Below are 21,687 nucleotides of genomic sequence, written 5' to 3'. Positions count from 1 at the left end.
CTATGGACAAGCGGGTGCGACGGCTGCTCGATGTTGCCGGTACCACGTACGCGGCCCAGGCGCGGATCACCATGAGCGACAAGCCGATGCCGCTGTTCCAGCTCCTGGTTCTGTGCATGCTGGCCAGCAAGCCGATCGACGCGGGCATCGCCATGGCCGCCGCACGTGAACTGTTCAGGACCGGCCTGCGGACAGCCAAAGCCGTGCAGGAGGCCGACCGGCAGACCATGATCGAGGCGTTCGGGCGCGCGCACTACGTTCGCTACGACGAAAGCTCGGCGACCCGCCTCGCCGAGATGGCCGACCGTGTTTGTAATCAGTATTCCGGTGATCTGCGCCGGCTGGCAGATCGCAGCCACCGCGACCCGGCGGCGGCCAAACGAATGCTCAAACAATTCAAGGGAATCGGTGACACCGGTGCCGATATCTACCTGCGGGAAGTTCAGGACGTGTGGACGTGGGTGCGGCCCTACTTCGACGACCGCACCACCGACACCGCCAAGCAACTTGGCTTGCCCGGGGAGCCGAAGAAGCTGGGATCGCTTGCGCCGCAAGCCAATGCCCGCCTTGCGGCCGCGCTGGTCAGGGTGTCGATGGACGACGATGTGCGTCAGCGGGTGACCGGCTGAGCGGCCCGTGACCATACGCATCGGTACCTCGGGGTGGTCGTACAACCACTGGGTTGACGTGCTGTATCCCACCGGGACGCCGTCGGGACGTCGGCTCGCCCGGTACGTCGAGGTGTTCGATACCGTCGAGCTGAACGGAAGCTTCTACCGCTGGCCCCAGGACTCAACCTTCACCGGCTGGCGCCAACAGCTGCCGAAGGGCTTTACCATGTCGGTCAAGGCCCATCGCGGCTTGACGCACTACCGCAGGCTGGCCTCACCCGAGCCGTGGATCGAACGGTTCGAACGCTGTTGGCGTCTGCTGGGTGATCGGCACGGGGTGCTGCTCGTGCAATTGCACCCTCAGCAGCAGCGCGACGACGCGCGCCTGGATTCGTTCCTGTCCCTCATGCCCGAGTCGATCCGCGTCGCCGTCGAATTGCGTCACCCGACGTGGAACGACCCTGCCGTGTTCGAGTTACTGGAACACCGACGCGCGGCCTATGTGGTGATGAGCGGCCTCGGGCTCGAGTGCATCCCCCGGGCGACCACCGATCTGGTGTACATCCGGATGCACGGCCCGGATCCGGAAGCCAATTATGCCGGCTCGTATTCCGACAGCGACTTGCGGCGTTGGGCCGGCCGAATCGCCGAGTGGGACAGTGACGGCAGGGATGTGTGGATGTATTTCAACAACGACCTAGGTGGCCACGCGGTCCGCAATGCCCTGGCCTTGCGCGAGCTGGTGAGCTGAGCGCGCACGAGTAGGCTGGAATCCTTCGAAGAAGGGAGCACCGATCATGGCCGGCTCGACCAGCTTCGTCATCGTCGGCGGCGGACTCGCGGCTGCTAAAGCCGTAGAAGCATTGCGCGATAACAACTTCGATGGTCATATCACGGTGTTCGCCGACGAGGAGCATCTGCCTTACGAGCGGCCCCCGCTGTCAAAGGAGTACCTGGCCGGCAAGAAGTCGTTGACTGACTTTACCGTGCACAACTCCGACTGGTATCGGGACAACGACGTCGATCTGCGGCTCAGCGCCCGGGTGACGGCCCTGGACGCCGCCGGCCACACCGTGGGTCTTGCCGACGGCGCTACCGTGCGCTACGACAAGCTGCTACTGGCCACCGGATCCGCCTCGCGACATCCACCGATACCGGGTTCGGACGCCGGCGGCGTCCACTACCTGCGCAGCTACGAAGATGCGGTGGCGTTGAATTCCGTTCTGGCCGAAGGGGCGTCGCTGGCCGTTGTGGGGGCCGGGTGGATCGGGCTGGAAGTGGCCGCCGGTGCCCGCCAGCGTGGCGTCGACGTCACCGTGGTCGAGGCGGCCAGGCAACCACTGCTGGCCGCACTAGGCGAAACCGTCGGCGACGTGTTCGCCACTCTGCATCGCCAGCACGGTGTGGATCTGCGGCTCGAGACCCAGGTCGAGGAGATCACCCATACGGACGGCGCGGCGAGCGGTTTGCGCATCCGCGGCGGGGCGACCATCGCGGCCGACGCCGTGCTGGTGGCCGTTGGCGCCAAGCCGAACACCGAACTCGCCGAGCAGGCCGGGTTGTCCATGGGTGACGGCGGGGTACTGGTCGACGCGTCGTTGCGCACCAGCGACCCCGACATCTATGCCGTTGGTGACATCGCCGCGGCCGAGCACCCGCTTTTCGGCACCCGGATCCGCACCGAGCACTGGGCCAACGCGCTCAAGCAGCCCGCAGTCGCGGTGGCCGGGATGCTGGGTACGCCAGGCGAATACGCGGAGCTGCCGTATTTCTTTACCGACCAATACGACCTCGGCATGGAATACGTCGGGCACGCGCCCAGCTTCGAGCGGGTGGTGTTTCGAGGCGACGTCGACGGGCGCGAATTCGTCGCGTTCTGGCTCGATCGTGACGACCGGGTGCTAGCCGGGATGAACGTCAATGTCTGGGATGTGCTGGACGACGTCAAAGCCCTGATCCGGGCGCAGACTCCGGTCGACGTCGACAAGTTGTGCGATACGCAGTCATCGCTGGCCGACCTGCCCAGCGTCAGCTGACAGTTTGCACGGCGTCGGAATCGTCAGCGCTGCGCTGCACGGGGGTCCACGTCCCGTCGATGACGTCGGGTGGGTATTGCACCTGTAAGCGTTCGCGCTCGGTGCGTCGGCGTTTGATCCGCAGCCGCGCATCGCCGGGCAGCGTGACCAGCTCGTTGCAGGTCAAGTAGTACATATCGTCGACTTCATCGATCAGATCCGCCTCGACCCGCAGGGAACCCAAGGCGCGCAACGTCATCCGGAGCTCATGTGTGAAGCGCATCGTGGTGTCGTGGGCCAGTTCCCGCGAGCCGCGGGCGTTGGCGGCCAACCGATCGTCATGCGACAGCAGCGGCGCGGGCTGTGCGGCGGCGGCAGCCGCGGCGATCAGCAACATTGTCGGGTCGTCGGCAAATGTGGTGCTGGCCAGTTCGGCCTCCCCCGGTCCGCGGTGCCCGATGCGCGCGACGGCGGCATCGACGGCGGCCGCGGTCGTCGGCGACAACGCGCGAATGCTCGCGAGGTTGCCCTCCTTCGCCAGCGCACACAACGGCGGGTCGGCACGCAGCGCGGCCGCCAACTCGGCGATCTCGGTGGCGACGAGATCGCTGTCGGTGATCATGCCCATCCCGGGCACACCGCGCCGGGCCTGGCTAAGCACCGGCGTTGCGGCGCTGACGCCGGCATCGATCAACCACAGCGCGTTCAGGATCCAGCCCTGATGAATGCGGTCGCGCAGCAGCCGCAGCCGAACTTCCAGCGCCGCCTCCGGCAGCATCGCCAGTTGGCCGGCGTCGAGGTGCTCCGCGGTGGCGGCGGCGCCGTATGCGCGGGTGTCGGCCCGCAGATGGCGCAGCGCAGCCAACGACCGTCCCGCGGCAACCGCCTTGGCGACCGAGCCGAGAGCTCCGCCCGCCAGGGCCGGCTCGCCGAACGGCAGCGGATCCCCGACATGGGGCCGGCCGACCAGAGCGTCGCGGGCGACGGCCTCCTGGTCCCAACCGGGCAGCTGAGACGCGGCGACCAGGTTGACCGACACCCCGACATAGGCGCGGTGACCGAACACCGCAATGGCCCTGGTGCCCCATTCCTCGTCGACCGCACCCCCCAACGCGAGCACGTGACCCAACACCCGGCTCGCGGCGCGCAGCCCACTCAATTGCACGTCCAGCGTTATCGGCGTCAGCGGTCCGGGAAGCGCCTCATTGAGGGCGGAGCCGCTGAAGATGGGAAACCGAGGATCGATCTGGTCGTCGAATTCGCCCTCGATGCCTTCCGGTGCCGCGCTGTGCGTGTCGACAGCCGGCCGTCGATGGTGCGGCAGCACCTCCACCGGGAGCGCGAGCCGTCCGCCGTGGTTGATCGCGCCCGCGGTGTCGAGTCGGCGGCCGACGAGTCCGCGTGCGGTGTCGGCGACCGCGTCGACTGCCTGCCAGCCGAAATCGAATGACCAATCCTCTTGTGCCGCCGACACATTCAGTTCCGGGATCAATTGCGGCCAGCTGCGCACCCGATGCAGCCGGGACCGCGGGTCGGTCGCCCGCAACATGCGCCACGCGGTGATGAGATTGACGGTGTCCGGGCTGGCGAGGTCAACCACGCCGGTGCGGTCGGTGTTCAACGCCAGAACCACAAAGCGCATCAGATCGTCGAGGTGCAGCACACGGACGGGCTGAGCCGAGGCTTTGGCGTGAACCAGGGTGGCGACGGTACGGCACACCATCCAGTCGAGCTGGCGACCGACCGGTGGTGCGATCCGGACGACCACGGTTGGGCCCCAGCTCGAGACCACCAGGTCTTCGGCCGGCCGGTACAGGTCGGCCCGGCCCGCGGCCTGGGACACGAACAGCAGCCGGGAACCGGCGCGGGCGGCCGCGTCGGTCACCCGCGCGAGGCCGTCCATGTCCGCGCTGCCGGGGGCGGAGGGGTCGATGGGCGCCAGGTGGATCACCGCATCGGCTTCGTCGGTCAGCTCACTCAGGACCCGGTCGCTCAGCGACGCGCAAACAAAGTCGACGTTGCGGTCCAGGCACGGATGGGGAAGCTCAGCAATGCCGGTAACGGTGTGGCCGGCAGCGATCAGCTGCCCGGCGACCAGCCGCCCGAGTGCGCCGGTGGCGTCGGTAACCAGGATGTGCACCTGGGCTCACCTCCCCCAACCCTCAGTCCTCAACAATAGGCACGCGGGCATGGGCTACGCGACCGTCGGTCCGGTAACGGTTCGGCGACCTTGCGTGATGTGTCCGGCCCGGCTATCGCAGCGCCGCGCTGCCGTCCGCGGCGACGGCAACCTTGGCGCCACCGATATCTTCGCGCACCGACGCCTGCGCCGTGGCGCGATCGGTGATCACGGCCAGCGCCCGCGATCCGCCGGGGGTACGCACGGCCAAAAAAGCCTTCTCGGGCTCGCCGCCGCGGTCGAATGGCGTCGTCCAGGCTTCGACGGTGCCGACACCTTCCCACTCCACGACCGCGTCGGTCGTGGGCTCCCGGTCGACAGCCACTTGCGCGTCGTCCCAACGGAATTCGGCAGGCGGCTCGGTGCTGTAGACCCCGAAGCTGTGTTTCGTCAGGTACCCGCCGTTTGCGGTGATCAGGCCGCGTCGACCCGGATTGGCCACCAGCAACTCCGCCATGGTGGCGATCGAATGCATCACGTAGTTGCTCCACGGCCCGCCCGCGAACGTCAGCCCACCGGTGACCGTCAGCGGGCGGGCGGGATCGTCGAGGCTCAGGCCGAGCTCGGACGCCGCCACCTGTACCGCGGAGGGGAAGCAGGAGTACAGGTCGACGTAGTCGATGTCGTCGATTCCCAAACTGGCGAGTTCCAGCACGCGCTGGCCGGCGATGCGGATCGCCGGCGAGCGGTGCAATTCATGGCGCTCGGCGATGGACGGCGTGTCGTGGGCGTCGGTGCCAGCGTGCGGGAACACCCACCGCTCGGCGGGGATCTTCAGCCGCGTCGCCTCCCCGACCGAGGTCAGGACCAGCGCCGCACCCTGGTCGACCATGTTGTTGGAGTTCATCAGCTTGGTGTAGGGCCAACTGATCATCCGGTTCTGTGGGCTCACCTGACTGATCTCGTCGGCTCCCGACGGTTTGCGGATCCAGGCGTTCGGGTTGGCCACCGCCACGGCGTTGAACCGTGCCCACAGCGCCGCGATGCGCCTGAGGTGATCGTCGATCGACTCGCCGTTCGCGATCCGAAGCGCCTCCTCGAACATCGGGTAGACGTAGGCAGGCCGATCGAGAGAGATCCTGATTTCGGCGTCGCCGGCCATCGGGACGTCGTCACCGCTGACCTTGGCCATCGGGACCGAGTGGTCCTGTTCGGTCCAGACCAGCTTGCCGCCCTTGGCCCGCAGGCCCCGCCTGGTCCGCCAGGTTTCGGCGCCGGCCAGCAGCACCACGTTGGCGCGGGCCCGCTGGATGTCCAGGCAGGCCTCGTTGACCAGCGACTGCGGCACGTTGCCGCCCACGGGGCTGTAGAGCGTGGTGAAGTCGGAGGCGCCGATCCGCTGACCGAGCAACAAGCCCGGGTCGCGGTACTGAGCCGACAGGATGTTGACGATGCGGATGGAATCCACGGCTTCGATCACAGCGGCATCGGCAGCTTGCCGTGCAGCGCCAACCATCAGGTCCATCGGCTCGACCGAGCGGGTTTGCGGGTCGATCTCGTCGCGATGGTTGACCTGGCCGTAGCCGATCAACACCGGGGTCCTGGGGTCGACACTCATGGGAACGAATTTAGCGTGGCTATGAATCTGGCCGTCGCGGCGGGCCTCGCCCGTGCGTGGCGCCCGGGCAGGTGAGGTTGTGCGTCGACCGCTAGGCGATGTCCGCCGGGACGGACAGGACTCCGTCGTCGATCAGCCGCTGGATATCTTCGGGGTGCATTCCCAGCAGGCTTCGGCAAATCTCCACTGTGTCCTGGCCGGGCAGCGGTGCGGGGGCCTTCCGGGCCGCCGGGATGTGGCGAAACGGCGCCGGGCCGGTCTCGGCCGGCAACGGATTTTCGATCAGCGGATGCACCATGGGGCTGTAGACGTTTCGCGCGATCAGCTGCGGATCCTCGAGCACGTCCGGCGGACGGTTCATGGGCCCGGCCGGGACGCCGGCCGACTGCAGCAGTTCTGCCGCCCGCAGAGGCGTGCGCGTGCGGGTCCAGCCGGAGACCAGCTCCACCAGCTCGCCGCGATGGGACATCCGCGCTTGGCCGGTGGCGAATCGCGGATCGTCGGCCCACTCGGCATGGTCGAAAACCAAAGTGGCGCGGCGCCATTCATCGTCCGATCGAATCGAGATGACGCACCACTCGTCGTCTCCCGCACAGGGGTAGACCGCATGCAGGCTGGTGTCCTCGCGGATCTGAGCGACGCCTGCGGCCAACGCCGCCTCGGTGACATAGAGCGTATCGAGCTGGTTGACCACGACTTCGGCCTGCGAAACGTGCACGTGGGCCCCCCTGCCGGCCCGGTCGCGGTGGATCAGTGCCGCCAGCGCCCCGATCGCCGTGACCCGCCCCACCACATGGTCGGGAAAGACGGTCGTCGCGTCGTAGAACTCATGTCTGCCCGTGTTCGCCTGGTCCTGGGTGCCGTCGGACGTCCAGAGCCCGGTGACGCCGGTGCTGGCGCGGACCAGCGGTCCATAGCCCAACCGCGCGCTCCACGGCCCGGTATCGCCGAACGCGCTGCTTTCAGCGAGCACGATCCGCGGGTTGATGGCGCGCAGCTCATCGAAGGAAAAGCCCAGTGCCGTAAGCGTTCCCGGCTTGAAATTGGCGAACACCGCGTCGGCCTCGGCCACCAGGCGGCCGAAGATCTTCTTGCCCTCGGCGCTGCGCAGATCCAGTCCCAATCCCCGGTTGTTGCGGTGCGTCCAGGCGAACGATTCGCTCATGGCGTCGCCGATCCGGGCCTGGCGCAATCCGTCCGGATAATCGACGCTTTCGACTTTGATGACGTCGGCACCCAGGTCGCCGAACAAGCGGCTCAGCTCGCCACCGGCCACGATGATGCCCAGATCCAGAATCCGCAGCCCGGCGAAGGGATAGTCGCCGAGCCGGCCCGACGACGACGGCACCACCGCCGGGCTGCCGCGCCAACACGGTTCGTCGTGTCCGGCGGCCGGCACCGGCGTGCGAAGGCCCGCACGCCGGCCGTCGACGACGAAATATCCGGTCGGCACACGGATGCGCGAGCCGGGCACGAGTTCGGCGTCGGTGATGGCGCCCACCGCCTCGAAGTGTTCGGACCCCAAAATCCGTGCGGGCGTCAGTACCGCGGCGATGGGCACCCCGTTCGCCTGGCCGGCGGCTACCAAGTCCTTCATGGTCTGTCCGGCGAACAACTTTTCAATCAGTTGGCTGATTTGCGGCCAGGCCGCGAAGCGCGCCCCGATCACGTCGTATTTCGGATCCTGAAACTCCGCCGGCTCCCCCAGCCAGCGCCGCAGGCCACGCCATTGGCGCGGTGCCATCACACACAGCCGGACATAACCGTCCTGGCAGGGATAGATCGGGTACGCGTCCTGGTTCTTCGGTCGGCCCCGCCACCGCCCACTGCGGCGGACGCCGGCGGCGGCCTGCCCGTGCGCACCGAACGCCGGGTCGAGGGCCATGACGACAGCATCCAAGCGGGAGAAGTCGATGTAATCGCCTGTGCCACAGCGTAATCGATTGTAGTATGCCGCGAGTGCTGCCCACGCCGCCTGAACGGCGGCGGTCGCCGACGCGATGCCGTCCGGCGGCAACACCGGGGTGCCGAGGGTGGGGCCGGACCGCGACAGCGCCCCACACATCGCGTACAACACGGGATCGGTGGCACGCCATGACGACCGCGAACCCGTCGCGCCGAAGTCGGTGATCGACAGCACCACCAGGTGCGGGTAGCGGGCCGCCAGTTCCTCGCCCGAAGTCCCGAACATGGCCCCGCGCTCGTCGGCGCCGGTGTCCACGACGATGTCGGCCTGGGCGGCCAGGTCCAGAAAGCGGGCGCAGTCCTCGTCATCGAACGGATCGAGCACCGCACTGCGCTTGTTGGCGTTGTGCACGGCGAAGGGAATGCTGGCTCCACGCAGGGTGGGCAGCGCGTCCCGTGCCAGGCAACCGCCCGGCGGCTCCACCTTGAGGACGTCGGCGCCCAGGTCGGCGAACAGCCGCGAGACCGCGTCCGCGACGTCGCTCGACAAGTCGAGGACGCGCACGCCATCAAGCAACCCGTCGGCCATCTGCACACCGTACCTGCCTGGTCAGGCCGCAGCGCGACGACCTTTCCCGTCGTCCAGCGACCACGCCGAGAGCCAAAGTGCCAGGTGGGCAAGCTGATTCGATAGATGCGCCATCGGCCGTGGCGCAACGTTCAGTCGAACGTCCACCGCGGCGCGGCGTCGGCTATCGTCACAGGCCGACCCGCCAGGCCCCACCCGTCGTCTCATGGAGGCATCACTATGACCGCGCACCTGAGCTACGTCGAGGCCGTCGTGGTCGGCGCGTTTCAAGGCGTCACCGAGTTGTTTCCCGTCTCCAGCCTGGGGCACGCGGTGCTGGTGCCGGCGCTGGTCGGCGGGCGATGGGCCCAGGACCTCAGCGTGTCCGCCCCCAAATCGCCCTACCTCGCGTTCATCGTCGGCCTGCATGTGGCCACCGCCGCCGCGCTGCTGGTGTTCTTCTGGCGTGACTGGATGCGCATCCTGACGGGGTTCTTCACATCGTTGCGCCACCGGCGGATCGAGACGCCCGACGAACGGCTGGCATGGCTGATCGTGGCGGGCACCGTCCCGGTGGGTCTGGCCGGGCTGGCGCTCGAGCAGCTGTTCCGCACCACGCTGGGCAAGCCCGTCCCCGCGGCGGCCTTCCTGTTGCTCAACGGCATCGCGCTTTATGTCGGCGAAGTGCTTCGTAGGCGCATCGCGCCCACGCCGGATGAGCTCGCGGTGGCCGGCGAGGAACTCGAGCACGGCGACGAGGCCTCCGACCATCGGCTCGCGCAACTCCCCTTGCCCCGCGGCGTGGTGATCGGGGCGGCGCAAATCCTCGCGCTGCTGCCCGGCATCAGCCGCTCGGGGATCACCATCGTGGCCGGCCTGTGGCGGGGGCTGTCGCACGAAGACGCCGCCCGCTTCTCCTTCTTGCTTGCGACACCGATCATTCTGGCCGCGGGCGTGTACAAGATCCCGGAACTCTTCGGACCGCTCGGTGCCGGAATCGGGGGCCAGGTGCTGGCCGGCAGTATCGCCTCGTTCGTCTGCGCCTACCTGGCCGTGCGCTTCCTGACGCGCTATTTCGAGACCCGGACACTGACGCCGTTCGCGATCTACTGCGCCCTGGCCGGCGGCGGCAGCCTGGTCTGGTTTGCCGTGAGCTGAATCGTCGGGGCCGGGCGCGCGGCCATCCCTGTCGCGGCAACGGGGATTGTTGCGCGTGCTGACTTCGAGTGCTGTGCTTACCCAATTGTCTAGTTGACACCCGTCAAGAATCTGGAGGGGACCGGCATGGCAGACACGGCTTCGAGTGGCCTGAAGGGTAGCGGCCGGCTTCAAGGCAAGGTCGTCGTGATCACCGGTGGCGCCCGGGGCATCGGGCTGGCCACCGCGACCGCATTGCACAACCTGGGTGCCAAGGTCGCCATCGGCGATATCGACGAGATGCGGGTGAAGGAATCGGGCGCCGACCTGGGCCTCGACGTCTACGGGAAGCTCGATGTCACCGATCCGCAATCGTTCTCCGACTTCCTGGACGAGGTCGAACGCCGGCTCGGCCCGATCGACGTCTTGGTCAACAACGCCGGCATCATGCCCGTCGGCAGGATCATCGACGAGCCGGACGCGGTCACCCGACGGATTTTGGATATCAACGTCTATGGCGTGATCCTGGGCAGCAAGCTGGCGGCCCAGCGCATGGTCCCGCGCGGCAAGGGGCACGTCATCAACGTCGCCTCGCTGGCCGGTGAGCTCTATATCGTCGGCCTGGCAACCTACTGCGCCAGCAAGCACGCCGTGGTCGCGTTCACCGACTCGGCGCGGCTGGAGTACCGGTCGGCTGGCGTCAAGTTCTCTGTGGTGTTGCCGACGTTCGTCAACACCGAGTTGGTCGCCGGGACTCCTGGCATGAAGGGATTCCGCAACGCCGAGCCCGTCGAGATAGCCGACGCGATCGTCAACCTGGTGGCCCGCCCCAAGCCCCGGGTGCGGATCACCAAAGCGGCCGGCGCAATGGTCGTGTCCCAGAGGTTTTGGCCGCGCCGAATCGCCGAGGGGCTCAACCGGATGCTCGGCGGTGACCACGTCTTCACCGACGATGTCGACGTCGCGAAGCGGCAGGCTTACGAGGCCCGCGCCCGCGGCGAAGAATAATCTCGCACGAGCATTGTTCACCGAAGGCGCGGACAATCAGCCGGGTGAGCCTAGTAAGCCGAACCCCCGCGCCCTCACGATCTCCGCTCTCGGACGACGAACTAGCCCTCATCGACAAGTACTGGCGCGCGGCCAATTATTTGTCGGTCGGGCAGATCTACCTGCTGGACAACCCGCTGTTGCACGAGCCGTTGTCGACCGACCACATCAAACCGCGGTTGCTGGGGCATTGGGGCACCACGCCCGGGCTCAACCTCGTCTATGCGCACCTCAACCGGATCATCCGCAACCGCGACGCTGACGTCATCTACGTGACCGGGCCGGGTCACGGCGGGCCCGGGCTGGTCGCCAATGCATACCTGGAAGGCACTTACAGCGAGGTGTACACCGGCATCGAGGAGGACACCGAAGGGCTGCGCAAGCTGTTCCGGCAGTTCTCCTTTCCCGGCGGCATCCCCAGTCACGTGGCGGCCCAGACGCCGGGATCCATCCACGAGGGCGGCGAGCTCGGCTACGCGCTGGTGCACGCCTACGGCGCGGCCCTGGATAATCCGTACCTGGTGGTGGCCTGTGTCGTCGGTGACGGCGAGGCCGAAACCGGGCCGCTGGCCGCCAGCTGGCATTCCAACAAGTTCCTCAACCCGGTGACCGACGGCGCCGTGCTGCCCATTCTGGCGCTCAACGGCTACAAGATCGCCAACCCGACGGTGCTCGCCCGCATCCCGCACGACGAGTTGGAATCGCTGCTGCGCGGTTACGGCTACCGGCCGATCACCGTCGCCGCGCAGCAGGAACAGGACCCGGCCGACGTGCACCAGCAATTGGCCGCCGCACTCGACGACGCCTTCGACGACATCGCGGCGATCCAGTCGGCGGCCCGTGGCGGCGGTCCGGTCGAACGACCGGTGTGGCCGATGATCGTGCTGCGCACGCCCAAAGGCTGGACCGGGCCCAAAGTGGTGGACGGCAAGAAGGTCGAGGGCACCTGGCGTTCGCATCAGGTGCCGCTGTCCCAGACGCACGACAACCCCGAGCACCGCGCCCAGCTCGAGGAATGGCTGCGCAGCTATGCGCCCGATCAGCTTTTCGACGAAAACGGCAGGCTACGTGACGAATTGCGGGCGCTGGCACCCACCGGCGATCGCCGGATGAGCGCCAACCCGCACGCCAACGGCGGGCTGTTGCTGCACGATCTGGACCTGCCGGACTTCCGCGATTACGCCGTGGCCGTCGACCGGCCGGCGGCCGCCACGCACGAAGCCACCCGAGTGCTCGGGGCGTTCCTGCGCGACGTGATCGCCCGCAACCGGGATCACTTCCGGCTGATGGGGCCCGACGAGACGGCCTCCAATCGGCTCGACGCCGTCTACGGATCGACCGACAAGGTGTGGCTCTCAGAGGTCGAGCCCGACGACGAGCACCTGGCCCCGGACGGCCGCGTGATGGAGGTGCTCTCCGAGCACCTGTGCCAGGGCTGGCTGGAGGGCTACCTGCTTACCGGGCGGCACGGGCTGTTCAACTGCTACGAGGCGTTCGTGCACATCGTCGACTCGATGCTGAACCAGCACGCGAAATGGCTCGCCACCAGCCGGGAATTGCCGTGGCGTCGCCCGATCGCGTCGCTCAACTACCTGCTGAGCTCGCACGTCTGGCGCCAGGATCACAACGGCGCCTCCCACCAGGACCCGGGCTTCATCGACCTCGTCGCCAACAAGAGGCCGGAGCTGACGCGGGTCTACCTGCCGCCGGACGGCAACACGCTGCTATCGGTGGCCGATCACTGCCTGCGGAGCCGCGATTACATCAACGTCATCGTCGCCGGCAAGCAGCCCGCGCTGGCTTACCTCGGCATCGACGACGCCATCGCTCACTGCACCCGCGGCCTGGGCATCTGGCCCTGGGCGAGTACGGCCACCGACGAACCCGACGTGGTGCTGGCTTGCGCCGGCGACATCCCGACCTTGGAAACGCTGGCCGCCGCCGATATCCTGCGCTCCGAACTGCCCGAGCTGGGCGTCCGGGTGATCAACGTGGTCGATTTGATGCGGCTGCAGCCCGCTTCCGAGCACCCGCACGGCTTGCCGGACCGCGAGTTCGACGCGCTGTTCACCCGCGACAAGCCGGTCATCTTCGCCTACCACGGCTATCCCTGGCTGATTCACCGGCTCACCTACAGCCGCACCAACCACGCCCACCTGCATGTGCGCGGGTTCAAGGAACGCGGCACCACGACTACCCCCTTTGACATGGTGATGCTCAACGATTTGGACCGCTTCCACCTGGTCATGGACGTCATCGACCGGGTGGATGGGCTGACCAGTCGCGCCGCCATGCTGCGTCAGCGCATGGTCGATGCCCGCCTCGCTGCTCGGATGTACACCCGCGAGCACGGCGAGGACGACCCGCGGATCGCCGGCTGGACCTGGGAGTCGAGCGAGCAGAACGAACGCAGTGAGTGATGGGAGCGAGACGACCCATCGGACCTGGACGGCTGAGTGATATGACGCCGAGATTGCCGTGACGGTTGTTCTTCGGGGCCGATCGCGACCATGATGGCAATCTCGGCGAACTGTCGGCCCCGTCCGGCGCCGCTAAACTGGTCGGATGCGTGACGCCACCGGGACGGTTGACATTCACCCCGCGGTGTCCCAGCCTTTGACGCTGCACCGGTTTCGGATCCACCTCGACATCGCCGTCGTCGTCGTAGTGCTCGTGTTGACCAACCTGATCGCGCACTTCACCACCCCGTGGGCGAGCATCGCCACCGTCCCGGCCGCCGCGGTCGGGTTGGTCATCTTGATGCGCTGGCGGGGATTGGGCTGGGCGGACCTCGGCTTGGGGCGCGAGCACTGGAAGCCTGGCGTCGGTTACGCGCTGGCCGCCGTGGCTCTCGTGGCGTCGGTGATCGCACTGGGAGTGCTGCTGCCCGCGACGCGGCCCATGTTCATGAACAACCGCTACGCAACGATCTCCGGGGCGATGATCGCCTCGATGGTCGTCATCCCACTGCAGACCGTGATTCCCGAGGAACTGGCTTTTCGGGGCGTTCTGCACGGCGCGCTCAACCGGGCCTGGGGATTTCGCGGCGTCGCACTGGCGGGTTCGCTGTTGTTCGGGCTGTGGCACGTCGCGACGTCGTTCGGGCTGACCAGCAGCAACGTGGGTTTCACCCGGCTGTTCGGCGGCGGGCTGGTGGGCATGATGGTCGGGGTGACCGGGGCGGTGCTGGCGACCGGGGCCGCTGGGTTCGTCTTCAGCTGGCTGCGCCGACGCAGCGGCAGCCTGATCGCGCCCATCGCTTTGCACTGGTCGTTGAACGGGCTCGGCGCACTGGCCGCCGCGCTGGTGTGGCACCTGTCCACCTGACGCCGATCAGACCAGCAGGACCGCCGCACCGGCGATACGGCCGGCGCTCAGATCCGCCAGCGCCCGATCCGCTTGTCCGAGTGGGTATTCCGGCGTCGTCACTTCGATGTGGTGATTTCCCGCGAAGTCGAGGAAGGCCCGCGCATCCGCCCGCGTATTAGACGTGACCGATCGGACCTGGCGTTCCTGGAACAGGTGACGCTGGTAATTCAGGGCCGGGATGTCGGATAGGTGGATCCCGGCAATCGCCAGGGTGCCGCCGCGATCCAGCGCTTCCATTGCGGGCAGCACCAGATCACCCACCGGAGCAAACAAGATCGCGGCATCCAGCGGCACCGGCGGCGGATCCGCGGCTCCTTGTGCCGACGCCGCCCCGAGCTTCGATGCCAGTTGTTGCGCCCGGGATCCGCGGGTCATCACGTGCACCTCGGCGCCTTGCGCCAGCGCGACCTGCGCGGTGATGTGGGCGCTGCCACCGAAGCCGTAGAGGCCCAGCCGCCCGCCGGGCGGCAGCTGGGCACGCAGCAGCGAGCGATAGCCGATGATGCCCGCGCACAACAACGGCGCCAACTCGGTGTCGCTGTAGCCGCTCGGTAGTGGGTGCGCGAAAGCGGCTGGGACAGTGGTGAATTCGGCATAGCCGCCGTCGGCGTCCCAGCCGGTGTAACGGGATTCGGGGCAGAGGTTCTCGTCGCCACGACGGCAGTATTTGCACACGCCGCAGGTGTGGCGCAGCCAGGCGATGCCCACCCGGTCCCCGACCCGGAATTCGCCACCGGCCTCGGGACCCACTTCGATGACCTCACCGACCACTTCATGGCCGGGGGTGACCCGGTCGCGGTGCACGGGCAGGTCGCCTTCGGTGACGTGCAGGTCGGTGCGGCAGACCCCGCACGCGCGCACGGCCACCAGTAGTTCGGACGGTCCGGGGCGTGGCACCTCGGTAGTGACCTGCTCCAGCGGGCCGGTGTTCATCGGCCCCGGCCGGCGCACGCGCCAGGCGCGCATGGCCGTGGTGTTCGGCGGAACCATCAATCCATCATGCCGCTAACCACCACGGCCGCAACGGGTTATCCCGATTACGTCTTGCGCACCATGCCGACAACCCAGAGCAGGAGCAGGGCGCCGAGCAGCGCCGTGAAGAACGTGAAGATGATGCCGCCGCCAGCGGTGTTGACGAAGAAGCTCAGGATGAAGCCACCGATCAGGGCGCCCACGATGCCGATAACGATGTCCATCACGATGCCGGCTCCGCTGCCCCTGATGATCCTGCTGGCAAGCGCTCCCGCGAGCCCGCCGATGATGATGTAACCGATCCAGCCGACGCTGGTCAAAGTGCTGGAGCGGGCAAGAAATTCGGTAGCTGCCAAGGCCGTCATGAAAGTCTCCTTGCAATCGCTGGCAAAGCCCGGCTGTTTGCTGGGCGGTTATTTCGGTATACCCGGTCTGGGTCACGAAATGGGTGCCGAATTGGAGACTTTTGGCCACCCGGTTTCGGGTCGGCCGGACCGCGCTATCAGGCCGAAAGGGTCTGCTGCGGTGTCGGTGTGGGGGTCGGGCTGACCTCGGAGGCCGGCGCGCCACCGGGAACCGGCGCGGGCGCTCCCGGCGCCGCCGGTGCCGCGGGCGCTCCCGGTGCCGGGGGTGCTCCGGGCGCCGGGGCTGCGGGTGCCGCAGGTGGTGCGGGCGCTCCCGGTGCCGGGGGTGCTCCCGGTGCGGGTGCCCCGGGTGCCGCGGGTGTGCCGGGTGCCGGTGCCGCGGGTGTTCCCGGTCCCGCGGGGCCTCCCGGACCGCCTGCAGGCGGTGTCCACGCCTGAATCGACTCGGTCAGCGCCTTCGCCGCGCCCCTGTCTACCGGGTCGTTCGAGGTTCCGAGCCACACCACGAACCAGCGTTGCGCGGTCCCGCCGTTAGCCGAACCGATGACGCCCGTCCAGATCTGTCCATTTGGCTTGGACGCATCGCTGAACTTGACTTCGTAGTACGACGCGCTGCCGGTGCTCCCATTGCTTCCGTTGAGCGGGGTGGCGTCCTGGTTGATCCGGGTGCCCGGATAGGGCATGAAGAACTCGCCCATGTCCGACCCCAGCCGCACCGCGGCCTTGGCATTGTTGGCTTCCGCGCTGGCGTAGAGCTTTTGGTCCAGGCGGCCCATCACGATGCGAGTGTCATTGGCGACCGCCGGTGGCTGGTCTGGCGCAGGCGGGGGGCCGGTGACTTTGCTCAGCAGCGCTGAGCCGTAGTCGAGGTGCGACGCGTCCGACTCCACCCAGCCGCCGGGCAGGACGTAACTAAATCCCCCGACCGCGTTGGTGATCCGCCCGGCGTTCGGGTCAACGGGCGGTGGCGGTGGTGCATTCGGGTCGGCGGGCGGCGGCGGTGCCCCGTTGGGATTGAGCGGTGGCGGCGGGACCGCGTTGGGATCGCCTGGCGCCGGTTGCCCATTCGGCGCCTGGCCGGCCGGCGGTGCGTTGGTCGCCGGCGCGCCCGGCGGGGCCGCGGCCGTGCTCGGCGGCACTGGCGTCGGCACCTCGGGATCGGCGCTGGAAGTCGCCGGCAACGCGATGGCGACCGCACTGGCACCGGTCACCGTGGTGATCGCCAGCGTCGTCCACAGTCCTTTGCGACGGGTCGAAGTCGGATCCACCTGTTCCATGGCGACGAACCTACCGTGTTACCGCTGTGACGCAAGGATGTATTGCGGCAAATGCTATGCGGATTTACCGATGTTGCCGATGTGCAATCCCATATGCGATCCCACCAGGTTCCTGACGCTGTGCGCCGAACGTCTCAGCGCGCAGTGGGATGCAGTGACACCTCATGGGCCTTGACCGAGAACCACACTCGGTCCCCGGGCACCAGTTGCAGCTCCGAAGCGGCGTCGACCGTGATCTCCGCGGCGAGGCCGGGCGCACCGTCGGCTTGCTGGGCGCCACGCACCCACACCTCCGGCCCGCGGACATCCATCTCGGCCACGATGATCTCAACGGTGTTGCGGGGGCTCCCTTGCGGGCGATCGCGATAGACGGCCACGGCCGTCGGCGGGAACACCGCGATCGCCCGCTGCTGCGGCGAGAACGGTTCCCCGTTCTCTGCAGCGGCGGCATACCAGCGGTCGCCGGCGTCCCCGCGCAGCGAGCCGTCACGGTCGACGGTTCCATTCACCAGGTTGATGCCGGCGATGCGGGCCGCGAAATGACTGCGCGGCGTGCTGAGAACCTCCGGGACCGGGCCGATTTCGGCGATCTTGCCGGACTCCAGCACCAGGACGCGATCGGCCAGGGTAAACACGTCCAGCAGGTCATGGGTGACCAGGATCGCCGCACACCCGATGCGGGTGATGACGTTGCGCAACAGCGCCCGGATCGCGGCGGCCGCGGCGACGTCGAGGCCGGCCAGCGGTTCATCGAGCAGCAACACGTCGGGTTCGGCGGCCAGCGCCCGGGCGATCGCGACCCGCTGGGCCTGTCCGCCGGACAGCTGTCGCGGTTTCCGGTCGGCGAAGCGTTCGGCATCCACCTCTCGGAGCCAGCGCAGCGCCGTCGCCCTGCGAGCGGCGCGAGCCGGGCGTGACCTCGCGCGCCGGCTGTGCGGCCCGAAGGCGACATTGGCGGCGACGCTCATGTGCGGGAACAGCAACGGGTCTTGCAGCAGCAGCCCGACCCGCCGATCGTGTGTCGCCACGTCGATTCCGGCAGCGGTGTCCGTCAGGGCCCGGTCCCCCAGCCGCACCACCGCGTCATCGGGACGAAGCAGCCCCGCGATGACGTGCAGCAAGGTCGATTTGCCCGCGCCATTGGGTCCGAGCACGGCGAGCACCTCGCCCGCCGCCACGCAGAACTCCACGTCCACGTCGCGGTCCGCGACGACCGCGCGCAGCTGCAACTCGCTCATCGTCACCCCGTTACGGCTCCGGTCAGTCGGCGGCTGCCCAGGCCCAACACCACCAGGGCGGCCGCCACCACCAGCAGGATCGACAGTGCCACCGCGGCATTGGCGTCGGTCACACGTTGCAGGTAGATCTCCAGCGGCAGCGTGCGGGTCACCCCCTGTCGAGATCCGGCGAACGTCAGCGTCGCGCCGAATTCGCCCAGCGAGCGGGCGAAGGCCAGCACCGCGCCGGACAGCAGGCCCGGCAACAGCAGGGGCAGCGTGACGCGCCACCAGACGACGCTCGGCCGCGCCCCCAGCGTGGCTGCCACCACCTCGAAATCGGCGCCCGCAGTGCGCGCGGCCCCCTCCAAAGAGATCACCAGGAACGGCAACGAGACGAAGGTCTGGGCGAGCACCACGGCGGTGGTGCTGAACGCGATGCTGACACCGGCGGCTTCCAGGTATTGCCCGAGCACACCGAGCCGACCGAACGCGTACAGCAGCGCGATTCCGCCCACCACCGGCGGCAACACCAGGGGCAGCAGAATCAGCGGCCGAAGCAGCCGGGTCAGGCGCACCGTGCTGCGGGCCAGCACCAGCGCCATCGGCACCCCCAGCGCCACGCACAGCACCGTGCTGGCGGCGGCGGTCTTCAGGCTCAGCGATAACGCGGTCCTCGACGAAGAGCTGGTGATCAGCGACCAGAAATGCGGCCAGTCGACCTTGACCGCGATGGCCAGCAACGGCAGCACCACGAAGACGGCCCCCACCGCCGCGGGGACATAGACCCAGCGGGGCGGATCCGACGGCCGGTGCACCCGTGGCCTCAGGGCTTCGCGAAGCCGGCCTGGGCCAGGATCTGCTGCCCGGCCGGTGCGGTCACCAGGTCGACGAACTTGTGCGCTTGCTCGGCCAGCGGCGCCTTGTTCAGGACCGCGATGGGATAGACGTTCACGGCGCTGACGGATTCCGGGAAGTTCACGGTCGCGACGTTATTGCCGGCGGACTTGGCGTCGGTGACGTAGACCAGCGCGGCGTCGGCCTGGCGGCTGGTGACCTTGTTGAGGGCATCCGTCACGCTGGGTTCCTCACTGACCGGGTCGAGATGGACCCGGGTGCTGTCTTCGAGGCGCTGGGTCGCCGCCCCGCACGGCACCGGTTGCTGGCAGATGACCACGCTGAGGCCTGGTTTCGCCAGATCGGCGAAGGAATTGATTCTCTTCGGGTTGCCCGGCGCGGTGACAATGACCAAGGTGTTCGATGCGAAGTTCGTGGGGTTGCCGTTCAGCAAGCTGGCCTTACTGACCTTGTCCATCTGGGCGGTGTCGGCCGAGGCGAACACGTCGGCAATAGCTCCCTGCGTCAACTGAGTGGCCAAGTCGGAGGAACCGGCGAATTCGAAGTCGACGCCGATGCCCGGATTTTGATTCTTGAATTGCTCGCTGATCTGGGTGAACGCCGGCTTGAGCGACGCCGCGGCGAATACCATGACCGTGCCGGATACCAGGGAGGTCTGCGACGAGGGCGATTTCGGACTACACCCGATCAGTCCCGCCGCCAGCACCGTCGAAACCACAGCGGCCAGGATCGCGATCCGACGCATGGAAGAACCCTAGCCCGCCGATAATGCGGTGCGCTCGCTGGTGGAATCGCCGCAAGAAAGTAGCGGCCAAATAGTTACGCAAATGATCCGCGCGTCGCGTGCCTGTAAGTTTCGCCGACTAGCTACTGTCCAGTAACATATCTGGGACCGATGCCATAACGTGTGAACACGAGGAGGTCATGGCAGTGGAGGTGCTGGTTACCGGCGGAGACACGGACCTGGGGCGCACGGTAGCCGAGGGTTTCCGCGATGAGGGCCACAAAGTGACCTTGGTGGGCGCGCGCAAGAGCGAACTGGAGATCGCCGCCAAGGAGCTCGAGGTCGATGCGATCGTCTGCGACACCACCGACCCGGCCAGCCTCGAAGAGGCCCGTCCCCTGTTCCCGCATCACCTGGACACCATCGTCAACGTGCCGGCACCCACCTGGGAGGCCGGCGACCCGCGCACCTATTCGATCGCCGATACGGCCAATGCCTGGCGCAACGCCCTTGAGACGACGGTGCTTTCGGCAGTGTTGACCGTGCAGGCCGTGGGTGACCACCTGCGCTCGGGGGGCTCCATCATCAGCCTGGTGCCCGAGAACCCGCCCGCCGGAAGCGCCGACGCCGCCATCAAGGCGACGCTTTCGAACTGGACCGCGGGCCAGGCAGGCATTTTCGGGACCCGCGGAATCACGGTCAACGTCGTCGCGAGTGGACGCAGCGCCGAGGCCGGCTACGACGGACTCTCCCGCACGCCTGCGACCGTGGCCGCCGAGGCCGCCCGGTTGGCGTTGTTCTTGACCACGTCGGCGGCTCGCCACATCACCGGCCAGACCTTGCACGTGAGCCACGGCGCGCTGGCTCGTTTCGCCTGAGGCGTAGCGCGCACCCTTCTGCGGGACGGGACCGGTCGCTACGGTAATTCTCGTGGCTATTCGACTCGGTCTGCAGATCCCCAACTTCTCCTACGGCACCGGGGTCGAGCAACTCTTCCCCACCGTCATCGCCCAAGCCCGCGAAGCCGACTCCGCCGGATTCGATTCGGTTTTCGTGATGGATCACTTCTACCAACTGCCAATGTTGGGATCTCCCGATCAGCCGATGCTGGAGGCCTACACCGCCCTGGGGGCATTGGCCACCGCTACCGAGCGGGTGCAGCTGGGCACCCTGGTGACCGGCAACTCGTATCGGAACCCGAGTCTGCTCGCGAAGACCATCACAACGCTGGATGTGGTGAGCCAGGGTCGGGCGATCCTGGGAATCGGTACCGGATGGTTTCAGCTCGAGCACGATCAGCTCGGCTTCGAATTCGGCACCTTCACCGACAGATTCAACCGGCTCGACGAGGCCCTGGAGATCATCCTGCCTATGCTCAGAGGCGAGCGGGCCACCTTCTCGGGCAAGTGGTATCGAACCAGCGAGGCGTTCGCCAATCCCCGCTTCCGGGACCACGTTCCGCTGATGATCGGCGGCAGCGGGGAGAAGAAGACAATCCCGCTTGCCGCGCGGCATTTCGACCACCTCAACGTGATCGCGGGATTCGATGAGTTGCCACGCAAGCTGGACGCGGTGCGCCGGTCCTGCGAGGAGGTGGACCGCGACCCCGCCACCCTGGAAACCAGCACGCTGATTACGGTGCTGATCGACGAAAACGCCAACGTCGACCAGATTCCCGCTGAGATGACGCAGCGGATGGTGGTCGGCACGCCGGATTCGGTCGCCGATCAGATCAAGACCAAGGTGATCGACGCCGGCGTCGACGGCGTGATCATCAATCTGCCCTTTTACACGCCCGGCGTCATCGAGGCGACCGGTGCGGCGCTGCGTCCGCTCGTAGGCCTGTAGACCGTGCCGGTTGTGTCGAGTCGCGAATCGGCCATGC

Annotated in this window: 18 protein-coding genes; 9 read left to right on the top strand and 9 right to left on the bottom strand. The window is 67.6% G+C overall.

All coding sequences use genetic code 11. The features are described 5' to 3' along the window. The first annotated feature begins 2 nt into the window (after nt 1-2). From AC5Y4F_RS10435 to AC5Y4F_RS10425, 3 genes are read left to right on the top strand one after another with little or no spacing between them, the layout of a single operon-like run. The gene (locus AC5Y4F_RS10435; RefSeq protein WP_067938010.1) at nt 3-629 is read left to right on the top strand and encodes an endonuclease; all 627 of its coding nucleotides are present in this window, start codon (nt 3-5) and stop codon (nt 627-629) included. A gap of 7 nt (nt 630-636) precedes the next feature. Next, on the top strand, nt 637-1,362 hold the full coding sequence (locus AC5Y4F_RS10430) for a DUF72 domain-containing protein (protein WP_067938012.1): 726 nt from the start codon (nt 637-639) through the stop codon (nt 1,360-1,362). 46 nt (nt 1,363-1,408) lie between these two features. After that, complete coding sequence (locus AC5Y4F_RS10425) at nt 1,409-2,647, top strand: NAD(P)/FAD-dependent oxidoreductase (RefSeq protein ID WP_067938015.1); 1,239 nt, start codon at nt 1,409-1,411, stop codon at nt 2,645-2,647. Here AC5Y4F_RS10425 and AC5Y4F_RS10420 read toward each other — a convergent pair. The 3 genes from AC5Y4F_RS10420 to AC5Y4F_RS10410 form a co-directional block, all read right to left on the bottom strand. After that, nucleotides 2,640-4,766: an NAD-dependent epimerase/dehydratase family protein gene (locus AC5Y4F_RS10420; protein WP_499996538.1), complete on the bottom strand. Its 2,127-nt coding sequence runs from the start codon at nt 4,764-4,766 to the stop codon at nt 2,640-2,642. The two genes, AC5Y4F_RS10425 and AC5Y4F_RS10420, sit on opposite strands and share 8 nt — an antisense overlap. A 112-nt stretch (nt 4,767-4,878) precedes the next feature. Next, nucleotides 4,879-6,363 (bottom strand): acetyl-CoA acetyltransferase, encoded by a 1,485-nt coding sequence (locus tag AC5Y4F_RS10415; RefSeq protein ID WP_067938019.1) that lies wholly within the window; start codon nt 6,361-6,363, stop codon nt 4,879-4,881. A gap of 91 nt (nt 6,364-6,454) precedes the next feature. Then, the gene (locus AC5Y4F_RS10410; RefSeq protein WP_067938020.1) at nt 6,455-8,863 is read right to left on the bottom strand and encodes a CaiB/BaiF CoA-transferase family protein; all 2,409 of its coding nucleotides are present in this window, start codon (nt 8,861-8,863) and stop codon (nt 6,455-6,457) included. A gap of 213 nt (nt 8,864-9,076) precedes the next feature. Between AC5Y4F_RS10410 and AC5Y4F_RS10405 the strand changes: the two genes are divergently transcribed. From AC5Y4F_RS10405 to AC5Y4F_RS10390, 4 genes are all read left to right on the top strand, one after another. Further along, nucleotides 9,077-9,994, top strand: a complete 918-nt coding sequence (locus AC5Y4F_RS10405) for an undecaprenyl-diphosphate phosphatase (RefSeq protein ID WP_067938022.1) — start codon at nt 9,077-9,079, stop codon at nt 9,992-9,994. A 126-nt stretch (nt 9,995-10,120) separates the two neighbouring features. After that, on the top strand, nt 10,121-10,981 hold the full coding sequence (locus AC5Y4F_RS10400; protein ID WP_067938024.1) for an SDR family oxidoreductase: 861 nt from the start codon (nt 10,121-10,123) through the stop codon (nt 10,979-10,981). Between the two features lie 44 nt (nt 10,982-11,025). After that, entirely contained in the window at nt 11,026-13,440 is a 2,415-nt protein-coding gene (locus AC5Y4F_RS10395; protein ID WP_499996536.1) for a phosphoketolase family protein, read from the top strand. A 145-nt stretch (nt 13,441-13,585) separates the two neighbouring features. Next, complete coding sequence (locus AC5Y4F_RS10390; RefSeq protein WP_067938028.1) at nt 13,586-14,347, top strand: CPBP family intramembrane glutamic endopeptidase; 762 nt, start codon at nt 13,586-13,588, stop codon at nt 14,345-14,347. 6 nt (nt 14,348-14,353) lie between these two features. Here the strand turns inward: AC5Y4F_RS10390 and AC5Y4F_RS10385 are convergent, their stop codons facing one another. From AC5Y4F_RS10385 to modA, 6 genes are all read right to left on the bottom strand, one after another. Continuing rightward, complete coding sequence (locus AC5Y4F_RS10385) at nt 14,354-15,379, bottom strand: zinc-binding alcohol dehydrogenase family protein (protein ID WP_067938030.1); 1,026 nt, start codon at nt 15,377-15,379, stop codon at nt 14,354-14,356. A gap of 47 nt (nt 15,380-15,426) precedes the next feature. Beyond that, complete coding sequence (locus tag AC5Y4F_RS10380; protein ID WP_067938032.1) at nt 15,427-15,726, bottom strand: GlsB/YeaQ/YmgE family stress response membrane protein; 300 nt, start codon at nt 15,724-15,726, stop codon at nt 15,427-15,429. 137 nt (nt 15,727-15,863) lie between these two features. Beyond that, nucleotides 15,864-17,003 carry an alanine and proline-rich secreted protein Apa gene (locus tag AC5Y4F_RS10375; RefSeq protein ID WP_499996532.1) on the bottom strand — a complete coding sequence of 380 codons (1,140 nt, stop codon included), beginning with the start codon at nt 17,001-17,003 and terminating at the stop codon, nt 15,864-15,866. Between the two features lie 134 nt (nt 17,004-17,137). Continuing rightward, on the bottom strand, nt 17,138-18,241 hold the full coding sequence (locus AC5Y4F_RS10370; RefSeq protein WP_499996530.1) for a sulfate/molybdate ABC transporter ATP-binding protein: 1,104 nt from the start codon (nt 18,239-18,241) through the stop codon (nt 17,138-17,140). Between the two features lie 2 nt (nt 18,242-18,243). Beyond that, nucleotides 18,244-19,038, bottom strand: coding sequence for an ABC transporter permease (locus AC5Y4F_RS10365; protein WP_499996528.1), 795 nt, complete (start codon nt 19,036-19,038; stop codon nt 18,244-18,246). A gap of 8 nt (nt 19,039-19,046) precedes the next feature. After that, a complete protein-coding gene (gene modA, locus AC5Y4F_RS10360; RefSeq protein WP_499996524.1) occupies nt 19,047-19,823 on the bottom strand; it encodes a molybdate ABC transporter substrate-binding protein in 777 nt (258 codons plus the stop codon). A 179-nt stretch (nt 19,824-20,002) separates the two neighbouring features. Here modA and AC5Y4F_RS10355 point away from each other — a divergent pair, with 179 nt between their 5' ends. After that, entirely contained in the window at nt 20,003-20,680 is a 678-nt protein-coding gene (locus AC5Y4F_RS10355; protein WP_067938042.1) for an SDR family oxidoreductase, read from the top strand. Between the two features lie 52 nt (nt 20,681-20,732). Next, nucleotides 20,733-21,650, top strand: a complete 918-nt coding sequence (locus AC5Y4F_RS10350) for an LLM class F420-dependent oxidoreductase (protein ID WP_499996522.1) — start codon at nt 20,733-20,735, stop codon at nt 21,648-21,650. Nucleotides 21,651-21,687 lie beyond the last annotated feature (37 nt).

It is taken from the genome of Mycobacterium sp. NGS56, assembly GCF_059812425.1.
Note: the sequence above shows the minus strand (reverse complement) of the source record. Positions and strands in the feature narration are given on the sequence as shown.